The organism is Tamaricihabitans halophyticus (assembly GCF_004340875.1).
Taxonomy (GTDB): domain Bacteria; phylum Actinomycetota; class Actinomycetes; order Mycobacteriales; family Pseudonocardiaceae; genus Tamaricihabitans; species Tamaricihabitans halophyticus.
Genome location: NZ_SLXQ01000006.1, coordinates 33106 through 51535, shown reverse-complemented (window position 1 = coordinate 51535; position 18430 = coordinate 33106). Strand labels below are relative to the sequence as shown.

Sequence of the window (18430 nt, the reverse complement as noted above, 5' to 3'; positions counted from 1 at the left end):
GCCCCCGAGCCAGCGCCCCCGAGACCGCAAGATTCCACAAGAACGCGGTCTCGGGGGCCCGGCTCCACCGCAAGATCCCTAAAGATTGCGGTTCATGGGCGCTAGTTGGGTCGGCCGGCGAGCAGGCTGAGTCCTGGCGCGAGCCGTTGCACGGCGTCTTCCATATGTGCCTCGATCAACGCCAGCACCGTCTCCTCCGCGCAACCGCGCAGTGCGTCGACGATGCGCTGGTGTTCGGCGACTCGATGGCCGACATCTTGATAGGTCCGCTGTAGCGCCGAAAGGCACATCCGCGTCTCGATGAGCAGCGTCTGCGACATCCTGGCCAGTCGCCTGCTGCCGGAGGCTTCCACGAAAACCTTGTGGAACTCCAGATCGGCGGCCGAGAGCGCATCGGCATCGCCCGCCTCGGCTGCCTCCGCCATCGCTACCATCGCCTCATCGAGCAACGCGGCCGCCGGTTCAGGATCATCCCGCATGATGCGGATCGCCGCCGCCCGCTCGATCGCCGCCCGCGTCGCGTAGATGTCGTAGACATCACCGGGCTCCAACTCGATCACGAACAGGCCGCGATGCCGTTCGCTGCGCAGCAGCCCTTCTTGCAGCAGCCGCTGCATCGCTTCGCGCAGCGGCCCCCGGGACACCTCGAATCGGGCGGCCAGCTCGGCCTCGCCCAGCTGGGTTCCCGGCGGAAGTGAGCCGTGCATGATCGCTTGCCGTAGCTGTCGAGCGATGATTCCTGCCGTGGACTCGCGATCCACCGGCTCAATTTCCGCCAGGGCCATATCCGGCTACCCCCTATCGATCACCTGGCCGGCGCGAAAAGCGCGCCGCAGCCCGAAACCGAGCGCTGGATCCCGGCGATCCGCAGCCCTTCCCAGACCGTCACCTGGTTGGCGGTGAGGACCGGCTTACCCAGCTCCTGTTCCATCCGGTCGACCAGTTCGATCGTGCGCATCGCGGTGTCTGGGATGAGCACCGCATCGGCATCCGGGTGGTCGTTCGCGGTAGCCAGTTCCACCACCGCGTCCGGGCTGAGCTGGCCAACCTCGGCGGCCGTATCGATCCCCGCGCTGGAGAACCGCACGACCTCGATCCCGCCGTCCGCGAGGAACTGCTTGAACAGCGTGGCGACCTCGTCCGGGTAGCTCGCGGCCACCGACACCCGCGAGCAGCCGAGTGCCCGCGCGGCGTGCACGAAGGCGAACGAGGTACTCGAAGCCGGTACCCCGGAGGCCTCGGCGACGCCCTCGACCTGGTGTGTGGCACCGAGCCAGCCATAGACGAAGCTGCCGCTGGTGCATGCCCACACCACCGAAGCGGGCTCGTGCGGGCCGAGTTTGCGGGAGCCCTCGGCGAGCTTTTCCGGGCTGCCCAGATCAAGCAGCTCGGCGATCGCGTGCAGGTCGGTGCCATAAATGTGTTCCACCGCAAGGCGAACATCCCCGCCGAGTACTTGCTCCATGCGTGGGTAGTCGTCTTCCGCGGCGTGGTCCGGGTAGATGAACCCGATGGTGGTCATCAATCCCTCCGCGTTTCGCTAGATTGTTGACAATCCTAAGTGATCAAGTGGTCGGTTGACCAGGTCAGTCCAGCTCGGTCAGCCACTTGCCGGGGCCGACGACGGGCAGCCCCATGCGTTTCAGCGAAGCCCACATCGTCACCTGATTCGCGGTGAACACGGGCTTGCCAAGGGCTTCCTCGAGCGGGTCGATCACGTCGTAGGTCGGCAGATTGGTACAGCTGATGAAGATCGCCTCGGCATCCGGCCGATCGGCGCGCATGATGTGTTCGGCGATCGTGCGGTAGCTGACCTTCCAGATACCGCCGCCGAGTCCGAGGTGGTCACTGGAGACCGTCTCCACGTTCAGCTCGGCGAGGAAGTCGTGCAGCTTCGCGGTGAGGTCGGCGTAGTAGGGAGTGAGCACGGAGATCCGGGAGATCTTCTTCTGCTCGAGTACTTCGGCCAGCGCTCCGGACGTGGTGACCGCATCCGGCGCGCCGGCTTCGCAGATCACCTTGCGCAGCTGCTCCTCGGCCGCGACGCCGTTCACGAAACTGCCCGAGGTGCACAGGTAGGCAACCACTTCGGGTTCCACTGGCAGCACGTCGCGGGTCGCGGCGGCAACATGGGCGTTGTTGCTGACCAGTTCGGCCATATCCATGCTCACCGGCACGGGTTCGTACGGCGTGCGGGCAAGATGCAGTGAGACTTCCATCGGCACCCAGCGCCACAGCTCGCGTTCGAGCGCGAGGTCAAACGGCGCGATAATGCCCACGCCTCGTTGGGCTAGCGGGCCCTCGAATGCCGCAAAATCCAAGGCTCACCCCCGGATCGAATTCCGTTACCCCCAAGCGGGCGCCAAGGGGCGACTCCGAGGTCCTCGGATTGTTGACAATCATACGACGAACTTTTAGCGTGTCAACGTGGTTGACCCAAGTTTTGGCCGGTCGAATCCAAGTTCTGGCGGCGCTGCCGCCGACGGTTCGGCGTCTGGTGACACACCGGTAGTTGCCGTGTTGTGCGGGGAAACCCGCCCGCCTGATATGGAGCAGATCGAGCGCCTCGCGCACGTCCGTTATACCTCCGGCGACGAGCTCGCGGAAGCGCTCGTTGGCGCGGATGCTTTGTTCGTCTGGGATTTTCAGTCTTCCGCGCTGGAACGAGCCTGGCATGCCGCGGACCGGTTGCGGTGGGTGCATATCGCCAGTGCGGGCGTGGATCCGGTGCTGTTCCCCGCGATGGTTGACAGCGAAATCCCCCTGACCAACTCGCGCGGGGTGTTCGAGAGCTCGCTCGCCGAGTACGTGCTTGGTGTGGTGCTTGCCTTCGCCAAGGACTTCGCGACCAGTCTCGAACTGCAGCAGCAGCGGATCTGGCGGCATCGGGAAAGCGAGCGGATCGCGGGGACCCGCGCGCTTGTGGTCGGAACTGGCCCGATCGGAAGGGCGATCGCGCAGCTGCTGCGTGCCGTTGGCATGCGAGTGGCGGGTATTGGTCGCAGGGCCGTCGATGATGATCCGGATTTCGGTTCGGTGTACCCGTCGGACGAGCTGCGCACGCATTTGCCTGATGCTGATTACGTAGTCGCCGTAGCGCCATTGACCCCGGCGACCGAGGGCATGTTCAACGCGGCTTCATTCGCCGCGATGAAGCCCACCGCTCGGTTCATCAACGTCGGCAGGGGTGATCTGGTGGTGACCCCTGACCTGCTTGCGGCGCTGCAGGCAAAGACCATCGCGGGTGCGGCGCTGGACGTGTTCGACACCGAACCGCTGCCGGCGGACAGTCCGCTATGGTCGCTGCCGAACGTACTGATATCCCCGCATATGTCAGCCGACGTCAAAGGCTGGCGTAATGCCTTGGTTGAGTTGTTCGCAGACAATGTGCAGCTATGGCTGCAGGAACGTCCACTGCGCAACGTGGTGGACAAGCAGCTTGGTTATGTACCGACCGGTGCGGCCGCGCGGCCTGCCGGCTGAGGAGGACGAATGCCCGTGTCTTCTGGGGCTTCCGGGGTGTCCGGGGCTTCCACTACAACGCCGAACCTGCTGACCGCGAGCGAGTTGATCGCCGCGTACGCCGCGGGGGAGCTCTCGCCGGTGGAGGCGACGAGGGCGGCGCTGGACAGCATCGCCGAGCATGACGGCACCTACAACGCCTACTGCCTGGTAGACGAGGACAGTGCCACCAAGCAGGCGCAGGAGTCCGAGGAACGGTGGCAGCAGGGCAACCCGCTTGGTTTGCTTGACGGCGTGCCCACGTCGATCAAGGACATGTTCCTGACCGCGGGGTGGCCGACCGTGCGCGGCTCCAAGTGCATCAGCGCCGACCAGAAATGGGAGGTCGATGCCCCGGTGACCGCGCGGCTGCGCGAGCACGGCTCGGTGTTCGTCGGTAAGACGACCACCCCTGAGCTTGGCTGGAAGGGCGTCACCGACAGTCCACTGTGTGGGGTGACCCGCAACCCGTGGAACCCGGAACTGACCCCGGGCGGTTCGAGCGGTGGGAGTTCGGCCGCCGTCGCGCTCGGCATGGGACAGCTTTCGGTGGGCACCGATGGCGGTGGTTCGGTGCGGATTCCCGCATCGTTTTCCGGGATCGCCGGGTTCAAGCCGACGCACGGCCGGATCCCGATGTACCCGGCGAGCCCGTTCGGCGCGCTCGGGCACGCCGGTCCGATGGCGCGCTCGATCGACGACATCGCGCTGATGATGGACGTGCTGGCCCTGCCGGATTCGCGTGACCCGAGTGCGCTGCCGCCGCCGGTGGCCTCCTACCGGGACGCGGTTCGCCGGGATGTGCGTGGTTTGATCGCCGCGTTCAGTCCGGACCTCGGCTATGTCAACGTCGACCCGGAAGTAGCCGCGCTGGTCCGCGAAGCGGTCGAGGCGCTGCACGACGCTGGGTTGCACGTGGAGCAGACCGATCCGGGTTTCAGCGATCCAGCCGAGTCCTTCGACGTGTTGTGGTCCACCGGCGCGGCGAAGTGGCTGGACACCTTCCCTGCCGAGCTGGCCGGCGAGGTGGATCCTGGTTTGCAGGTGGTGTGGGAGCACGGCAAGAAGTTCTCCGCGAGCGATTACCTCACCGCGAACGGGAACCGCGCCGAGCTGGGCATCCACATGGGACAGTTCCACACCAGCTACGACGTGCTGATCACGCCGACCATGCCGATCCAGCCGTTCGAAGCTGGCCACGACGTCCCGCCGGGCAGCGACTACCCGAACTGGCCGTCCTGGACGCAGTTCAGCTACCCGTTCAACATGACCCAGCAGCCGGCCGCGAGCGTGCCGGTCGGGTTCACCAAGAGCGGGCTTCCGGTTGGGCTACAGGTCGTCGGTCCGCGGCACTCGGATGATCTGGTGCTCGCGGTGTGCCGGCTGCTCGAGTCGATCCGCCCGTGGAACGACACCCTCCCGCCGCCACTGCAGGGCGCATAGCCCCGGCGTCTCGGCGGAGAAGTTTCGCTTCGGCCGCAGCCGAAGTGCGGGAGCCCCAACACGGGCTCCACAACAAGGCGGCGGGCCTACCCCAAGACCTGGGGTCGCGCCCGCCGCCTACAAGCTCGCTAACCTTGAAGAACGCGGTCGCGCGGCGTTAGATCACTTGGCGGATCGCGTGTTCGAAGTGATCCACGTGCTCGACCGCCATCGAATCGGCCGCTTCCGCGTCGCCATCGATGATCGCTTCCAGCAGCGTGGTGTGCTCGGCGACATGCTGGGCCACATCGGTGAGCTGGTCGAAAAACAGGCACCAGATACGCAGCGCCAGGTTGTAGTAGTGGCCCAGCGTGCTCTCCAGATACCGGTTATGCGTACAGCGATACACCGTCCGGTGGATTCGCGTGTCCAACCCCATGATCGCGGTCTGCCCCGCCGGCATCGTGCCGATCTCCGTTGCCAGCGCACGCAATTCGTCCCGCTCGATCTCGGTGAGCCGTTCCGCGGCCCTGCGCGCCGCGTGTCCCTCCAGCCGCCGCCGTACATCGGCGATCAGCGCATGGTCGGTGATGTTCACCTCCGTCACGAAGGTGCCTCTGCGCGGATAGATCGCGACAAGCGATTCCGCCTCGAGTCTCTTGATCGCCTCCCGGAACGGCGTGCGGCCCAACCCCAACTCCTTTGTCAGCGGCTCTTCCTGTACCGGCGCGCCCGGCGCCAGCTGCAAGCTCAAGATCAAATCGCGTAAGGCCAGGTATGCGTGCTCGGCCTGGGACGGCACGCCCTGCGGCGTCGCCTGGTACTGGTTGCCGGGCCGAGTGGTGCCAGGTTGATGGTTCTCCCCAAAGGGATTGACGTCTACTGCCACGGGGCTTAGCCTAACGTACTAACTGATATATCAGTCGTATTCTAGTAACCGAACAGTTCGCTGGTCAGATTGTGACAGGTCCGAAGCGATCTGGGCAGGCGAACCAGCAAGCAGCCTCCAACCAGTCGACGGCGAGGAGACGGGAATGTCTCACGATCCGCGTGCCCTGCCCGAACACCCCGAATGGCTGTGGCGTACGCCGGAACCGAAGAGCAGCTACGACATCGTGATCGTCGGTGCCGGTGGGCATGGCCTGGCTACGGCGTTCTACCTGGCCAGGCAACACGGCATCACCAATGTCGCGGTGCTGGAACGGGGCTGGCTCGCCGGCGGCAACATGGCCCGCAATACGACCATCATCAGGTCCAACTACCTGCTCGAGGAAAGCGCCGCCCTTTACGAGCACGCGCTGCGGCTCTGGGAAACCTGGCCGGATGACCTGGACTACGACTTCCTGTTCAGCCAGCGCGGCGTGCTGAACTTGGCGCACACCCTGCAAGACGTGCGGGATTCCCGGCGCAGGGTGTTCAGCAACCAGCTTGGCGGGGTGGACGCGGAATGGCTGACCCCGGACGAGGTGGCGAAGATCTGCCCGATCATCAACACCTCGAGCGATACGCGCTATCCGGTACTTGGCGCCACCTTCCAGCCGCGCGCGGGGATCGCCAAACATGACCACGTGGCCTGGGCGCTTGCCAGGCAGTGCGACGCGATGGGCATCGACCTGATCCAGGGTTGCGAGGTAACCGGGTTCGTCACCTCGCCGGACGGTGATCGGGTCACCGGCGTCCACACCAGCAAGGGCACCATCAACGCCGGCAGGATCGGCCTTGCCGCCGCCGGGCGTACCAGCGTGCTCACCGAGCAGCTCGGGCTACGCCTGCCGATTCAGAGCCATCCCTTGCAGGCCCTGGTTTCCGAGCTACTGGAACCGATTCATCCCACCGTGGTGATGTCCAACCATGTGCACGTTTACGTGAGTCAGGCGCATAAGGGCGAACTGGTCCTCGGCGCCGGCGTGGACGCGTACAACTCGTACACCCAGCGCGGCTCGATTCCGGTGATCGAACACCAGATGGCCGCCGCCATCGAACTGTTCCCGATGTTCGCCCGTGCCCAGGTGTTGCGGACCTGGGCGGGCATTGTGGACGTCACGCCGGATGCTTCCCCGGTGATCAGTCCGACGCCCATCGAGAACCTGTTCGTCAACTGTGGTTGGGGTACCGGCGGGTTCAAGGCCACCCCGGCCGCCGGCTGGACCTTCGCGCACACCCTGGCGACCGGCGCCGCGCACTCGCTCAACGCGCCGTACGCCCTCGACCGGTTTGTCACCGGTGCACTGATCGATGAGCACGGCGCGGCCGCGGTCGCGCACTGAGCACGTCTTCTGGGAGCTTGTCATGTTGTTGATCGAATGCCCGTGGTGCGGTGGCAGGGATGAGACCGAGTTCGGCTACGGCGGCCAGGCCCATGTGCCCTACCCCGAAGATCCGCATGCGCTGACCGACGCGCAGTGGGCGGAGTACGTGTTCATCCGAGACAACCCGCGCGGCCCGTACGCGGAGCGCTGGGTGCACTCGGCCGGTTGCCGGCGCTGGTTCAACGCGGTCCGGGATACCGGGACCAATGACGTCAAGGCGACTTACCCCATCGGAGCACGGAAGCCGGTGACCTCATGATCAACACGAATCGACTGTCTGGCGCTTCGGGCGACCGGATCGACCGGACTCGGATCCTGCGATTCACCTTCGACGGCACGGAGTACACCGGCCACCCAGGGGACACGCTCGCCTCCGCGCTGCTCGCGAACGGCGTGCTCGGCTACGGCCCCTCGATCTACGCCGACCGGCCGAGGGGTGTGGTCAGCGCGGGCACCGAGGAACCGAACGCGCTGGTCCGGCTGCGCGCGCCGCAGCAGGCCACGATGTTGCCGGCGACCACCGTCGAGCTGGTCGACGGACTGGTCGCGGACAGCCTCTCCGGGATCGGCCGGCTCGACGCCAGCGAACGCGTACCCGGCGCGGATACCTTGTGCGACAAGAAGTACGTGCATGCCGACGTGGTCGTGATCGGCGCGGGCCCCGCCGGCCTCGCCGCCGCGGCGGTGGCGGCCCGCAGTGGCGCAAGGGTGCTCGTGGCCGAGGAGCGCAGGGAACTCGGCGGTGCGCTACTCGATGCCCGCGCGGAGCAGATCGACGGGGCGGCCGCGGCGGACTGGATCAAGCAGCAAGGCCGGCAACTGCTCGAGGCACCGGAAACCCGGGTGCTCACCTCGTCCACGGTGGTCGGCTACTACGACCACAACTACCTGCTGATCGCCCAGCGGAACCCGGATGCGTCTGGCATCGCACAACGGTTGTGGCACGTCAGGGCGAAGCAGGTGATCATCGCGACCGGGGCGCACGAGCGCCCGATCGTGTTCGCGGACAACGACCGGCCGGGCATCATGCTCGCCGGGGCCGTTCGCCGGTACCTGAACCGGTTCGCGGTACTCCCCGGCCGCAGGGCGGTCGTGTTCACCTCATCGGACAGTGCCTACGACACCGCGCTCGATCTGCTCGCGGCGGGCGGCGAGGTCAGCGCGCTCGTCGACGCGCGGCCCGAACCACCGCAGGTGCTCGTGGACTCGGTGCGCGATGCCGGCGCCGAGGTGATCACCGGCTCAGCCGTGGTCGGTACCCATGGTGCGCAGCGGATCACCGGGGTCCGGGTGGCGCCGATCGACGCGGACGGCGCGATCACCGGCGCGGTGCGCGAGCTGGACTGCGACCTGCTCGCGGTCGGCGGTGGCTGGAGCCCCGTGGTGCATCTGTATGGCCAGGCCGGCGGTCAGCTGCGCTGGGACGACTGCGCGGCCGCCTTCGTGCCTGCCGAACCGGTGACCGCGAGCAGGCAGGTGATCGGTGCCGCGCGTGGCACCTTCGACCTCGCCGGCTGCGTGGCGCAGGGCCAGTGCGCCGGAGCCAAGGCGGCCACCGAGGCGGGTTACCGGGTAGCCGCCCCCGCTGCCCCCGAGGTACGCGGCGCGCCGCGGCCAAGCCGGCCACGCCAGCTCTGGTTGGTGCCAGGCGAAACCGCCGATCCGGCCGACTGGACCACGCATTTCGTTGACTTGCAACGGGATGCCACCGTCCGCGACGTGTGGCGCGCGGTCGGCACGGGGATGGTCTCGGTGGAGCACGTGAAGCGCTACACCACCATCAGCACCGGCGCCGACCAGGGCAAGACCAGCGGAGTGAACGCGATCGGCGTGCTGGCCGAAGCGCTCGGGCAAGCCTCCATTGGCGATGTTGGCACCACCACGTTCCGCCCGCCCTACACGCCGGTGACCTTCAGCCTGCTCGCCGGCAGGGACCGCGCTGAGCTGAGCGATCCGGTGCGGACCACTCCGATCCATTCCTGGCACGTCGAGCACGGCGCGCTGTTCGAGAACGTCGGGCAGTGGAAGCGGCCCTGGTACTACCCGCTGCACGGCGAAGACATGGAGCAGGCGGTGCTGCGCGAATGCCGCGCGGCGCGCACCGGGGTGGCGATGCAGGACGCCTCCACTCTCGGCAAGATCGAGATCGTTGGCCCTGATGCGCCGGAGTTCCTGAACCGGATCTATACCAACGGTTTCGCCAAGTTGGCGGTCGGCTCCGCGCGGTACGGCTTGCAGTGCAAGGCGGACGGCATGGTGTTCGACGACGGCGTGAGCCTGCGGCTTGCCGAGGACCGCTACCTGATGACCACCACGACCGGCAACGCGGCCGCGGTGCTCGACTGGCTGGAAGAGTGGCTGCAGACCGAGTGGCCGGATCTGGCCGTGCACTGCACCTCGGTCACCGAACAGTGGTCGACCGTTGCGGTGGTTGGGCCGGACTCCCGGGACGTCATTGCGCGGCTCGCGCCGGACCTGGACGTGTCGGCGGCCGCGTTCCCGTTCATGGCGCATCGGGAGACCACCCTGGCCAGCGGTATCCCCGCCCGGATCTGCCGGATCTCGTTCTCCGGTGAGCTCGCCTTCGAAGTCAATGTGGCCAGCTGGTTCGGTCTCGCGCTGTGGGAGCAGGTGTATGCCGCGGGTGCGGACTACGGCATCACGCCGTACGGCACCGAGACGATGCACGTGCTGCGCGCGGAGAAGGGCTTCCCGATCGTCGGGCAGGACACCGACGGCACGGTGACCCCGGACGATCTCGGTATGGGCTGGGCGATCGCCAAGCACAAGGACTTCATCGGCAAGCGCTCGTTCGCCCGGCCGGATACCGCGCGAACCAACCGCAAACAGCTGGTCGGACTGCTGCCGTTGGATCCGGACGAGGTACTGCCGGAGGGTGCCGCGCTGGTGGAGCCCCCGGTGCAACTGAATCCGCCGGTACCGATGCTCGGCCACGTGACCTCCAGTTACCGCAGCGCGGTGCTGGATCGGGGCTTCGCGCTGGCGCTGATCGAGTCTGGCAGGGCACGGATCGGTGAGGTGGTGCACGCGCCGCTTGGTGAGCGCACGGTACCGGCGCGGGTGACCAAGCCGGTGTTCTACGACGAGGAGGGAAACCGCCGTGATGGTCGCTGAAACCGCCGCCCTGCGGCGTAGCCCGCTGGCACACCGGGAAGCCGAGTTCGCCGAGCTTGGCCAGCTGGTGCCGAGGGTGAGCCTGCGGGAGGAACCGTTCCTGACCCAGGTGAACCTGCGGGTACATCCAGGTAGTCCGGCGCTCGCGCGGATCGAGCGGGAACTTGGTCTTACGCTGCCCGGCCGGCCGAACACCGTGGCCAGGGTCGCGGACGGTTCGTCGACGGCGCTGGGTTCGTTGACGGCTCTGGGTTCATTGACAGCTCTGTGGCTGGGGCCGGACGAATGGTTGATCGTCGCCCCGGACGGCTTGGCCGCCGAACTCACCGAGCGACTGGCCGCCGCGCTGGACGGTTCGCTCGGTTCGGCGGTGGATGTCTCGGCCAACCGGACTACCTTGCTCCTCGCTGGCGCGAGCGCGCGGGCGGTGCTGGAAAGCGGTTGTGCCGTGGACCTGCACCCACGGGCGTTCGGTAGCGGCGACTGCGTGCAGACGATGCTCGCCCGCGCGCAGGTCGTGCTGTGGCAGCTGGACGACCGGCCGAGCTACCGGATCCTGGTGCGTGGCTCGTTCGCCGACTATCTGGCCGACTGGCTGTCGGCGACGATTCGAACCGAGGGGAAGTCGCGATGAGCGAGCAGCGTTTGGTCCTCGCGCTGAGCTGCCCGGAGCGTGCCGGGCTGGTCCACGAGGTCAGCAGGTTCCTGGTGGACCACGGTTGCGACATCCTGGACAACCGGCAGTTCGGCGACCGTGGCACGGGCAGGTTCAGCATGCGCGTGGAATTCCTCGCGCATCCCGAACTGCCCACCGATGAGCTGGCGGAACGGTTCGGCGCGGTGGCCGACCGGTGCGGGATGGACTGGACCCTGCGGCCGGGAAGTGATCGGCCGCGGCTGCTGGTGATGGCATCCAAGGCCAGCCACTGCTTGAACGATCTGCTCTATCGCTGGCAGACCGACACCCTCTCGGCGGATATCGCGCTGGTGGTGTCCAACCATCCGGACGCCGGTCAGCTTGCCCGGTTCCACGGTGTGCCGTTCGAACATCTACCGGTGCGCCAGGACAGCAAACCCGCTGCCGAAGCTCGGTTGCTCGAACTTGTCGACGAACACGACATCTCGCTGGTGGTGCTCGCCAGGTACATGCAGATCCTTTCCGACGAGCTCTGCGAGCGGCTACGCGGTCGGGCGATCAACATTCACCATTCGTTCCTGCCGAGCTTCAAGGGAGCGAAGCCGTACCACCAGGCCTACGACCGAGGAGTGAAGTTCGTCGGGGCGACCGCGCACTACGTGACCCCGCAACTGGACGAAGGGCCGATCATCGAACAGGAGCTGATCCGGATCGACCACACGTACTCACCCGAACAGCTGGCCAAGGTCGGCAGGGACGCCGAATGTCTTGCCCTGTCGCGCGCCGTCCGCTGGCACTGTGAACAGCGGGTTTTCCTGGACGACGATCGAACCGTGGTGTTCAGCTAGCCGGCCGAGGGTGCGGTCAGGAGCCCGATCCTGACCGGGTTGTGCTCGAACGTACATCGCGACCGGTTACGGTTGCGCCATGGGGAACCCGCAAGAAGGCCGCGCGAGCCTGGTTCAGTCGGTGGATCGTGCCGTCACGATCCTCGAACTGCTCGCGCTGCACGGCGAAGCGGGGATCACCGAGATCGCGGCCGAGCTGGGGGTACACAAGTCGACCGCATCGCGCCTGGTCAGCGTGCTGGAAACGCGTGGGCTGGTGGAGCAGCTGAGCGAGCGTGGCAAGTACGCGATCGGGTTCGGGGTGGTCCGCCTCGCTGGTGCGGCGACCAACCGGTTGGACCTCACCCAGCTGGGCCGGCCGTTCTGTGAGGCGCTGGCGAGGCAGCTGGGGGAGACCGTGAACCTGGCGATCCGCGACGACGACGTAGCGATCAACATCAACCAGGTGCGCGGTACCGCCTCGGTGACCGCGCACAACTGGGTGGGGCAGCGTACGCCGCTACACGCCACCTCGAGCGGGAAAGTGTTGCTCGCCTACGCCGAGCCAGCTGACCAGGAATCGCTGCTGACCGGCACGCTCACCAAGTACACGCCGCGTACCGTGATCGAGCCGGGGCGGTTGCGCAAGGATCTGGACACGATCGTGGCGCATGGTTTCGCGGCCTGCTTCGAGGAACTGGAAGTCGGGTTGAATGCCGCGGCGGTACCGGTGCGGGCCGAGGACGGCACGGTGATCGCCGCGATGAGCTCGTCCGGGCCGTCATACCGGTTCTCCCGTAAGCGGGTGCCCGAGGTGGTGGACACGATGCTGGAAGCCGTGGACGAGTTGTCCGCGCAGCTCGGCTACCTCGGCGACACCCGCTCGGACGCCGCGAATCGCATTTCCTAGGGGGATAATTGCGGCTCTAGGCCGCGACGGCGGGGCGGCCGATGGCGCGCCGGGCGCGGGCGAAGGCGCGCGGGTTGTTCAGCGCGAGTACCGCGACGAGCTGGCCGTCTCGCACGTAGTTCGCCACGAACCGGCGATCGTCCACCGCGCCGTCCACCACGGTGATCTCGTCGGCCGGTTGCGGTGTGCCGGCGAACTGGATCCGCACGCCGTGCTGGTCGGACCAGAAGTAGGGCACCGACTGGACTTCCTGCGTGGTATTGCTGAGCAGCAGATTGCCCGCGGCCGTCGCGGCCTGCTGCGTCGCGCTCGTCCAGTGCTCGGTGCGCGCCCGCGTGCCGCGGTCCGGGCGGTACACGTTCGCCACATCGCCAACCGCGACCACGGCGGGATTGCTCGTCACACAGCCGGAATCGCAGAGCACCCCGTCCCCGAGCGCCAGTCCGCTGCCGGCCAACCAGTCGATGTTCGGCGCCACGCCAATGCCCACGAGCACCACATCGGCATCGATGAGCTCGCCTGTGGACAGTGCCACCCCGGTCACCCGCGAGCCGTCGGTACGCAGCTCGCTGACTTTCGCGCCATAGCGCAGCTGGACGCCGTGCTCGGTGTGCATCCGCGCGCATACTCCGGCGAACTCGTCACCGAGCAAGCCGGCCAGCGGCAGCTCGGTGGTGTCGATCAGCGTCGTGTCCAAGCCAAGCGTGCGGCAGGACGCGGCTACCTCGGCACCGATGAACCCAGCCCCGATGATCGCTACCCGCGGGCTGCCGGTGCTCAGGTCCGCGCGCAGGCGCTCGGCGTCGGCAAGCGAGCGCAGCAGGTGAATGCCGGCGATCCCTTCGGTTCCCGGCAACGAGCGGGGGCTCGCCCCGGTCGCCACGACCACCCCATCCGCTTCGATCGTCCGGCCGTCGTCCAGCTCAACGGCCGCCTGTTCGGGGCGAAGCGCGACGGCGGTCCGACCAAGTTCCCATTCGGCCGCCAGTTCGTCGAAGTCGGTTTGCTCGGCAAGTGGAAGGTCATCGGCGGTCAGCTCGCCGGTGAGAAAGCCTTTGGAAAGTGGTGGCCGGTCATAGGGGAGCTGAGCTTCGCTCCCGATCAGCACGAGTCGACCGTCGAACCCGATAGCGCGTAGCTGCTGGGCCGTGGAGAACCCGGCGAGCGAGGCGCCGACGACGGCGATGGTGTCCATTTCGCCTCCACACGGAGCTATGAGCGGGGAACCATTCGGGGGTGGTGCCTGGCGTTCGTGGGTGCGGTCGGTCCCGCACCCCAACTTGCTCGGTTACGCGACCTCTTCGGACTGGCCGGCGACATTGACGTAGATCCAGCCGTCTTCCACGCTGACCATGTGCGTCCGAATCGGACGCTTTGCCGGCAGGCAGCTCGGCATACCAGTGCGCAGATCGAACAGCGCGGCGTGCAGCGGGCACTCGACATAGCAGCCTTCCAGGAACCCGTCCGAGAGCGAGGCGTCCTGGTGGCTGCAGGTGTCGTCTACCGCGTAGAACTCACCGTCGGCGTTGAACACCGCGATGGGCACATCAGCGTCGAACTTGACCGATTCCCCGGTAGCGATCTCGTCGGTACGGCAGACGGCGATCATGTCACCTCCAGTGGCTGGGTTGGTGTTGCGGATTACTAAACAGTTCGCGCTATACGCAACACTTTGCTGATGATCAGGCCTCGCGTCAAGGGGTTACCTGGACCGAATTTTCTCGAGTTAGCGCAGGTAACGCCTGCTTTGTCGGAAACGATTGGCGCCCTGTCGATCGTCGGCATTTCCCTCTTGACAGGTATCGCCTCGCACCCGCACCGTGTTTCCTATAGAGCAACACGTCCTGTAATACGCAACAACACTGAGGTTTGCTCGCCAGTGCACCCCACCCCATTGCAGCCCACCAGAGCCTTGGAGAGGACGTAGACGATGGTGACCCCACCACACAACAGCGGAGCCACCGCAGGCCCTCGCGTGGTCATCATTGGAGCGGGCATCGTCGGATGCTCGCTTGCCGACGAATTGACCGAACGTGGCTGGACCAACGTGACGGTGCTCGAACAGGGCCCACTGTTCGCCACCGGTGGTTCCAGCTCGCACGCGCCAGGACTGGTCTTCCAGACCAACGCGTCGAAGACCATGACCAATCTGGCCAGCTACACGGTAGGCAAGTTCCGCGAACTCGAGTACGAGGGCAACTGGTGCTTCCGGCCGGTAGGGGGGCTCGAACTCGCGACCACGCCGGAGCGGCTGGGGGACCTGGCCCGTAAACACGGCCTGGCGAACGCATGGGGTGTTCGGTCCCGGCTGATCGAGCCGGCCGAATGCGCGCGGCTGTGGCCCGGTCTTGATCTCGACCGAGTGCTCGGCGGACTGCACACACCGGACGACGGGCTGGCCAAGGCGCTGCGCGCCTGTGCGGCACAGGGCGAGCGAGCCATCTCCCGTGGCGCGACCTTCCTTGCCCGGCACAAGGTTCTGGACATCGAGACCACCGGCGGGCGAGTGAGCGGCGTGCGCACCGATCAGGGCAGCGTGCCCGCGGACATCGTGGTCTCCGCGGCCGGCTTCTGGGGCCCGCGGATCGGCGCACTGGTCGGCATGGACGTGCCGCTGCTGCCCGTGGCGCACCAGTACGCGAAAACCACCCAGTTGGCCGAACTCGCCGGGCGCAATGACGAGGTGAGCGAGGCGCACCGGCCGATCCTGCGGCACCAGGACGCGGACCTGTACTTCCGTGAGCATGTGGACCGGATCGGCATCGGCAGCTACGCGCACCGGCCAATGCCGGTATCGCTCGACGAGATCGCCTCGTACGACGAATCGCCGAATATGCCGTCCATGCTCGCGTTCACCGAGGAGGACTTCGCGGCCTCCTGGGACGAGGCACGCGCACTGCTTCCCGCGCTCGGCGAGACCAAGGTGGAGGAAGGCTTCAACGGGGTGATGTCCTTTACCCCGGACGGGATGCCGCTGATCGGTGAGTCCCGGGATGTCGCTGGCTTCTGGTTGGCCGAGGCCGTCTGGGTGACGCACTCCGCCGGAGTGGGCAAGGTGGTCGCGGAAAGCCTCATCGACGGCGTACCGAGCGTCGATCTGCACTCCTGCGACGCGCACCGGTTCGAGAAGGTGCAACTCGCGCCGAACTACGTGCAGCGGCGCAGCGTGCAGAACTTCGTGGAGGTCTACGACGTGGTGCACCCGCTGCAGCCGATGGAGGAGCCACGCGGCCTGCGCACCAGTCCGTTCTACGTGCGTCAGCAGGAGCAGGGCGCCTACTTCCTCGAGGCGAGTGGCTGGGAGCGGCCGCACTGGTACGAGGCCAACGCCGGGCTGGTCGATTCGGTGGACGTGCCGGAGCGGGACGCCTGGTCGGCGCGCTACTGGTCACCGATCGCCGCCGCCGAGGCGGCGGTCACCAGGGAGAAGGTGGCGCTCTACGATATGACCGCGCTGAAGCGGCTCGAGGTCACCGGTCCCGGCGCGCTGGACTTCCTGCAGTGGCTGACCACCAACAACCTCAACCGCAAACCCGGCGCGGTGAGCTACACGCTGATGCTGGATGAGGCTGGCGGCGTGCGTAGCGATGTCACCGTGGCGCGGCTCGGCCCCGAGCGGTTCCAGATCGGCGTGAACAGCAATCTCGACCTGGACTGGATTCGCGTACACCAGCCGAAGGATGGCTCGGTACAGGTCACCGATATCACCGCGGGCACCTGCTGCATCGGGGTGTGGGGGCCGCTGGCACGGGATCTGGTGCAGCCGCTGACCACAACCGACCTCGGGCACAAGGCGATGGGTTACTTCCGTGCCAAGGACATCTACCTCGCCGGTATCCCGGTGACCGCGATGCGACTCTCCTATGTGGGTGAGCTTGGCTGGGAGCTGTACACCACGGCCGACCTCGGCCTGCGGCTGTGGGACGCGCTGTGGGAAGCAGGCGCACCGCTCGGGGTGATCGCCGCCGGGCGTAGCGCGTTCAACAGCCTGCGGCTGGAGAAGGGCTACCGGGCATGGGGTTCGGATATGTCCAGCGAGCACGACCCGTACGAGGCGGGGGTCGGCTTCGCGGTTCGGCTGGACAAAGAGGACTTTCTCGGCAAGCAGGCGCTAGTCGAACGCGCTGAGCGGGAACCGCGACGCAAACTGGTTCCCTTGCTACTCGCGCCGCGCGAGCAGGTCATGATGGGGCACGAGCCGGTCTATGTGGACGGCATCGTTTCCGGCTATGTCACCAGCGCCGCCTACGGCTACACATTGGACCGGCCGATCGCCTACGCATGGCTGCCCGAGCAGGTGGCCCAGCCGGGAACCGAGGTGGAGATCGAGTACTTCGCCAAGCGCTACCCGGCGACCGTGGCCGAAGAACCGCTCTTCGACCCCGAGATGACCAGAATTCGCCGCTGAGCCTTCAGCTATTCCACCCGTTTCATCCGTACCCGAACTCGTATGAAGGTGGCCCTCGTTGACTGACATCGACTTGACCACGGCCGGACTGCCCGCGAGCGATGAATCCGCGCGGCGGGAACTGCCCGAGAGTCTGATGGCTACATTGTCCGGTCAGTACTACACCGACCAGACGATCTTCGCGCTCGAGCAGTCGCGCATCTTTGAGCAGGAATGGTTCTGCGCGGTGCGCAGCGCCGACCTGGCCAATCCAGGACAGTTCCGCACCGTGCAGGTTGGCAGGGAAAGCGTGCTCATCGCGCGGGATCGGCGTGGTTCGCTGAACGCCTTCCTGAACATCTGCCGGCACCGAGGTGCCCGGTTGTGCGTGGAGGAAACCGGCGAGGTACGGCGCAGCTTCCAGTGCCCGTATCACGCGTGGACCTATGGACTGGACGGCAAGCTGGTCGCCGCGCCCAACCTGAACGGAATGCCCGATGTGGACCGTAGCGAGTTCGGTCTGCACAAGGTCGCGCTTCGGGAATGGCTTGGTTACGCGTGGGTATGCCTGGCCGATGAGCCGCCATCCTTCGAGGACACGGTGATCGCGGACGTGATCGCCAGGCTCGGCGATGGGGAGTCGATCGAGGCATACCAGATCGACACGCTGGAACTCGGCAGGCGCATCAACTACGACGTGCGGGCCAACTGGAAGCAGATCATCGAGAACTTCATGGAGTGCTACCACTGCGCGACGATCCATCCGGAGCTGACCGAAGTGCTGCCCGAGTTCGAGGACGGCTTCGCCGCGCAGTACTACGTCGGCCACGGCGCCGAGTTCGGCGAGGACGTCGGTGGGTTCACCGTGGACGGCAGCGCTGGACTGCCCAAGCTGCCCGGCGTGCGGGAAGATCAGGACCGCAGGTACTACGCGATTACCGTGCGACCGCAGGTGTTCATCAACCTGGTGCCGGATCATGTGATCCTGCACCGGATGTTCCCGGTGGCCCCGGACCGCACGCTGATCGAATGCGACTGGCTCTACCTGCCGGAGGTCGTCGAATCCGGTGTGGACCTGACGAAGTCGGTGGAGTTGTTCCACCGGGTCAACCAGCAGGACTTCGATGCCTGCGAACGTTGCCAGCTGGCGATGGACTCGCGTGGCTACGCCTCCGGCGGGGTGTTCGTGCCCAGCGAGCACCACATCGGCGAGTTCCACGAGTGGGTCAGCGGCAGACTCACGGAGCAGTGATACGCACCTCAGCCAGTTAGTCGTTTCGGACTCGCTCGGCGGTGGTACCA

16 protein-coding genes are annotated in these 18430 nt (G+C 66.6%); 10 read left to right on the top strand and 6 right to left on the bottom strand.

Annotated elements, in window-relative coordinates; genetic code table 11:
- Positions 1-101 precede the first annotated feature (101 nt).
- From EV191_RS15425 to EV191_RS15415, 3 genes are all read right to left on the bottom strand, one after another.
- On the bottom strand, positions 102-785 hold the full coding sequence (locus EV191_RS15425; protein ID WP_132877761.1) for a GntR family transcriptional regulator: 684 nt from the start codon (positions 783-785) through the stop codon (positions 102-104).
- 20 nt (positions 786-805) lie between these two features.
- Positions 806-1522: a maleate cis-trans isomerase family protein gene (locus EV191_RS15420; protein WP_132877760.1), complete on the bottom strand. Its 717-nt coding sequence runs from the start codon at positions 1520-1522 to the stop codon at positions 806-808.
- A gap of 64 nt (positions 1523-1586) precedes the next feature.
- A complete protein-coding gene (locus EV191_RS15415; protein ID WP_132877759.1) occupies positions 1587-2321 on the bottom strand; it encodes a maleate cis-trans isomerase family protein in 735 nt (244 codons plus the stop codon).
- 226 nt (positions 2322-2547) lie between these two features.
- Here EV191_RS15415 and EV191_RS15410 point away from each other — a divergent pair, with 226 nt between their 5' ends.
- Positions 2548-3483 (top strand): D-2-hydroxyacid dehydrogenase, encoded by a 936-nt coding sequence (locus EV191_RS15410; protein ID WP_132877946.1) that lies wholly within the window; start codon positions 2548-2550, stop codon positions 3481-3483.
- A 9-nt stretch (positions 3484-3492) separates the two neighbouring features.
- A complete protein-coding gene (locus EV191_RS15405) occupies positions 3493-4944 on the top strand; it encodes an amidase (protein WP_132877758.1) in 1452 nt (483 codons plus the stop codon).
- 157 nt (positions 4945-5101) lie between these two features.
- Here the strand turns inward: EV191_RS15405 and EV191_RS15400 are convergent, their stop codons facing one another.
- Positions 5102-5812 carry a GntR family transcriptional regulator gene (locus EV191_RS15400; RefSeq protein ID WP_341539615.1) on the bottom strand — a complete coding sequence of 237 codons (711 nt, stop codon included), beginning with the start codon at positions 5810-5812 and terminating at the stop codon, positions 5102-5104.
- Positions 5813-5957: 145 nt separating this feature from the next.
- Here EV191_RS15400 and EV191_RS15395 point away from each other — a divergent pair, with 145 nt between their 5' ends.
- The 6 genes from EV191_RS15395 to EV191_RS15370 all read left to right on the top strand — a co-directional run bounded on the left by EV191_RS15395 (position 5958) and on the right by EV191_RS15370 (position 12741).
- Positions 5958-7190 (top strand): sarcosine oxidase subunit beta family protein, encoded by a 1233-nt coding sequence (locus EV191_RS15395; RefSeq protein WP_132877757.1) that lies wholly within the window; start codon positions 5958-5960, stop codon positions 7188-7190.
- Positions 7191-7212: 22 nt separating this feature from the next.
- Positions 7213-7491: a sarcosine oxidase subunit delta gene (locus EV191_RS15390; RefSeq protein WP_132877756.1), complete on the top strand. Its 279-nt coding sequence runs from the start codon at positions 7213-7215 to the stop codon at positions 7489-7491.
- Positions 7488-10367: a 2Fe-2S iron-sulfur cluster-binding protein gene (locus tag EV191_RS15385; RefSeq protein ID WP_132877755.1), complete on the top strand. Its 2880-nt coding sequence runs from the start codon at positions 7488-7490 to the stop codon at positions 10365-10367. Before EV191_RS15390 ends, EV191_RS15385 begins: the two co-directional genes overlap by 4 nt.
- The gene (locus tag EV191_RS15380; protein WP_132877754.1) at positions 10357-11001 is read left to right on the top strand and encodes a sarcosine oxidase subunit gamma; all 645 of its coding nucleotides are present in this window, start codon (positions 10357-10359) and stop codon (positions 10999-11001) included. The genes EV191_RS15385 and EV191_RS15380 overlap by 11 nt, the downstream gene beginning before the upstream one ends.
- Positions 10998-11852: a formyltetrahydrofolate deformylase gene (gene purU / locus EV191_RS15375; protein WP_132877753.1), complete on the top strand. Its 855-nt coding sequence runs from the start codon at positions 10998-11000 to the stop codon at positions 11850-11852. The genes EV191_RS15380 and purU overlap by 4 nt, the downstream gene beginning before the upstream one ends.
- A 79-nt stretch (positions 11853-11931) precedes the next feature.
- Positions 11932-12741, top strand: coding sequence for an IclR family transcriptional regulator (locus EV191_RS15370; RefSeq protein ID WP_132877752.1), 810 nt, complete (start codon positions 11932-11934; stop codon positions 12739-12741).
- Positions 12742-12757: 16 nt separating this feature from the next.
- Here the strand turns inward: EV191_RS15370 and EV191_RS15365 are convergent, their stop codons facing one another.
- Together EV191_RS15365 and EV191_RS15360 are read right to left on the bottom strand one after the other, a co-directional pair.
- Positions 12758-13936, bottom strand: coding sequence for an NAD(P)/FAD-dependent oxidoreductase (locus tag EV191_RS15365; RefSeq protein WP_132877751.1), 1179 nt, complete (start codon positions 13934-13936; stop codon positions 12758-12760).
- Between the two features lie 93 nt (positions 13937-14029).
- Positions 14030-14350: a bifunctional 3-phenylpropionate/cinnamic acid dioxygenase ferredoxin subunit gene (locus tag EV191_RS15360; protein WP_132877750.1), complete on the bottom strand. Its 321-nt coding sequence runs from the start codon at positions 14348-14350 to the stop codon at positions 14030-14032.
- A 321-nt stretch (positions 14351-14671) separates the two neighbouring features.
- On the opposite strand from EV191_RS15360, the gene EV191_RS15355 reads away from it, so the two are divergent.
- Positions 14672-17149 carry a GcvT family protein gene (locus EV191_RS15355; protein WP_132877749.1) on the top strand — a complete coding sequence of 826 codons (2478 nt, stop codon included), beginning with the start codon at positions 14672-14674 and terminating at the stop codon, positions 17147-17149.
- Positions 17150-17285: 136 nt separating this feature from the next.
- Positions 17286-18380, top strand: a complete 1095-nt coding sequence (locus EV191_RS15350) for an aromatic ring-hydroxylating oxygenase subunit alpha (RefSeq protein WP_132877944.1) — start codon at positions 17286-17288, stop codon at positions 18378-18380.
- Positions 18381-18430 lie beyond the last annotated feature (50 nt).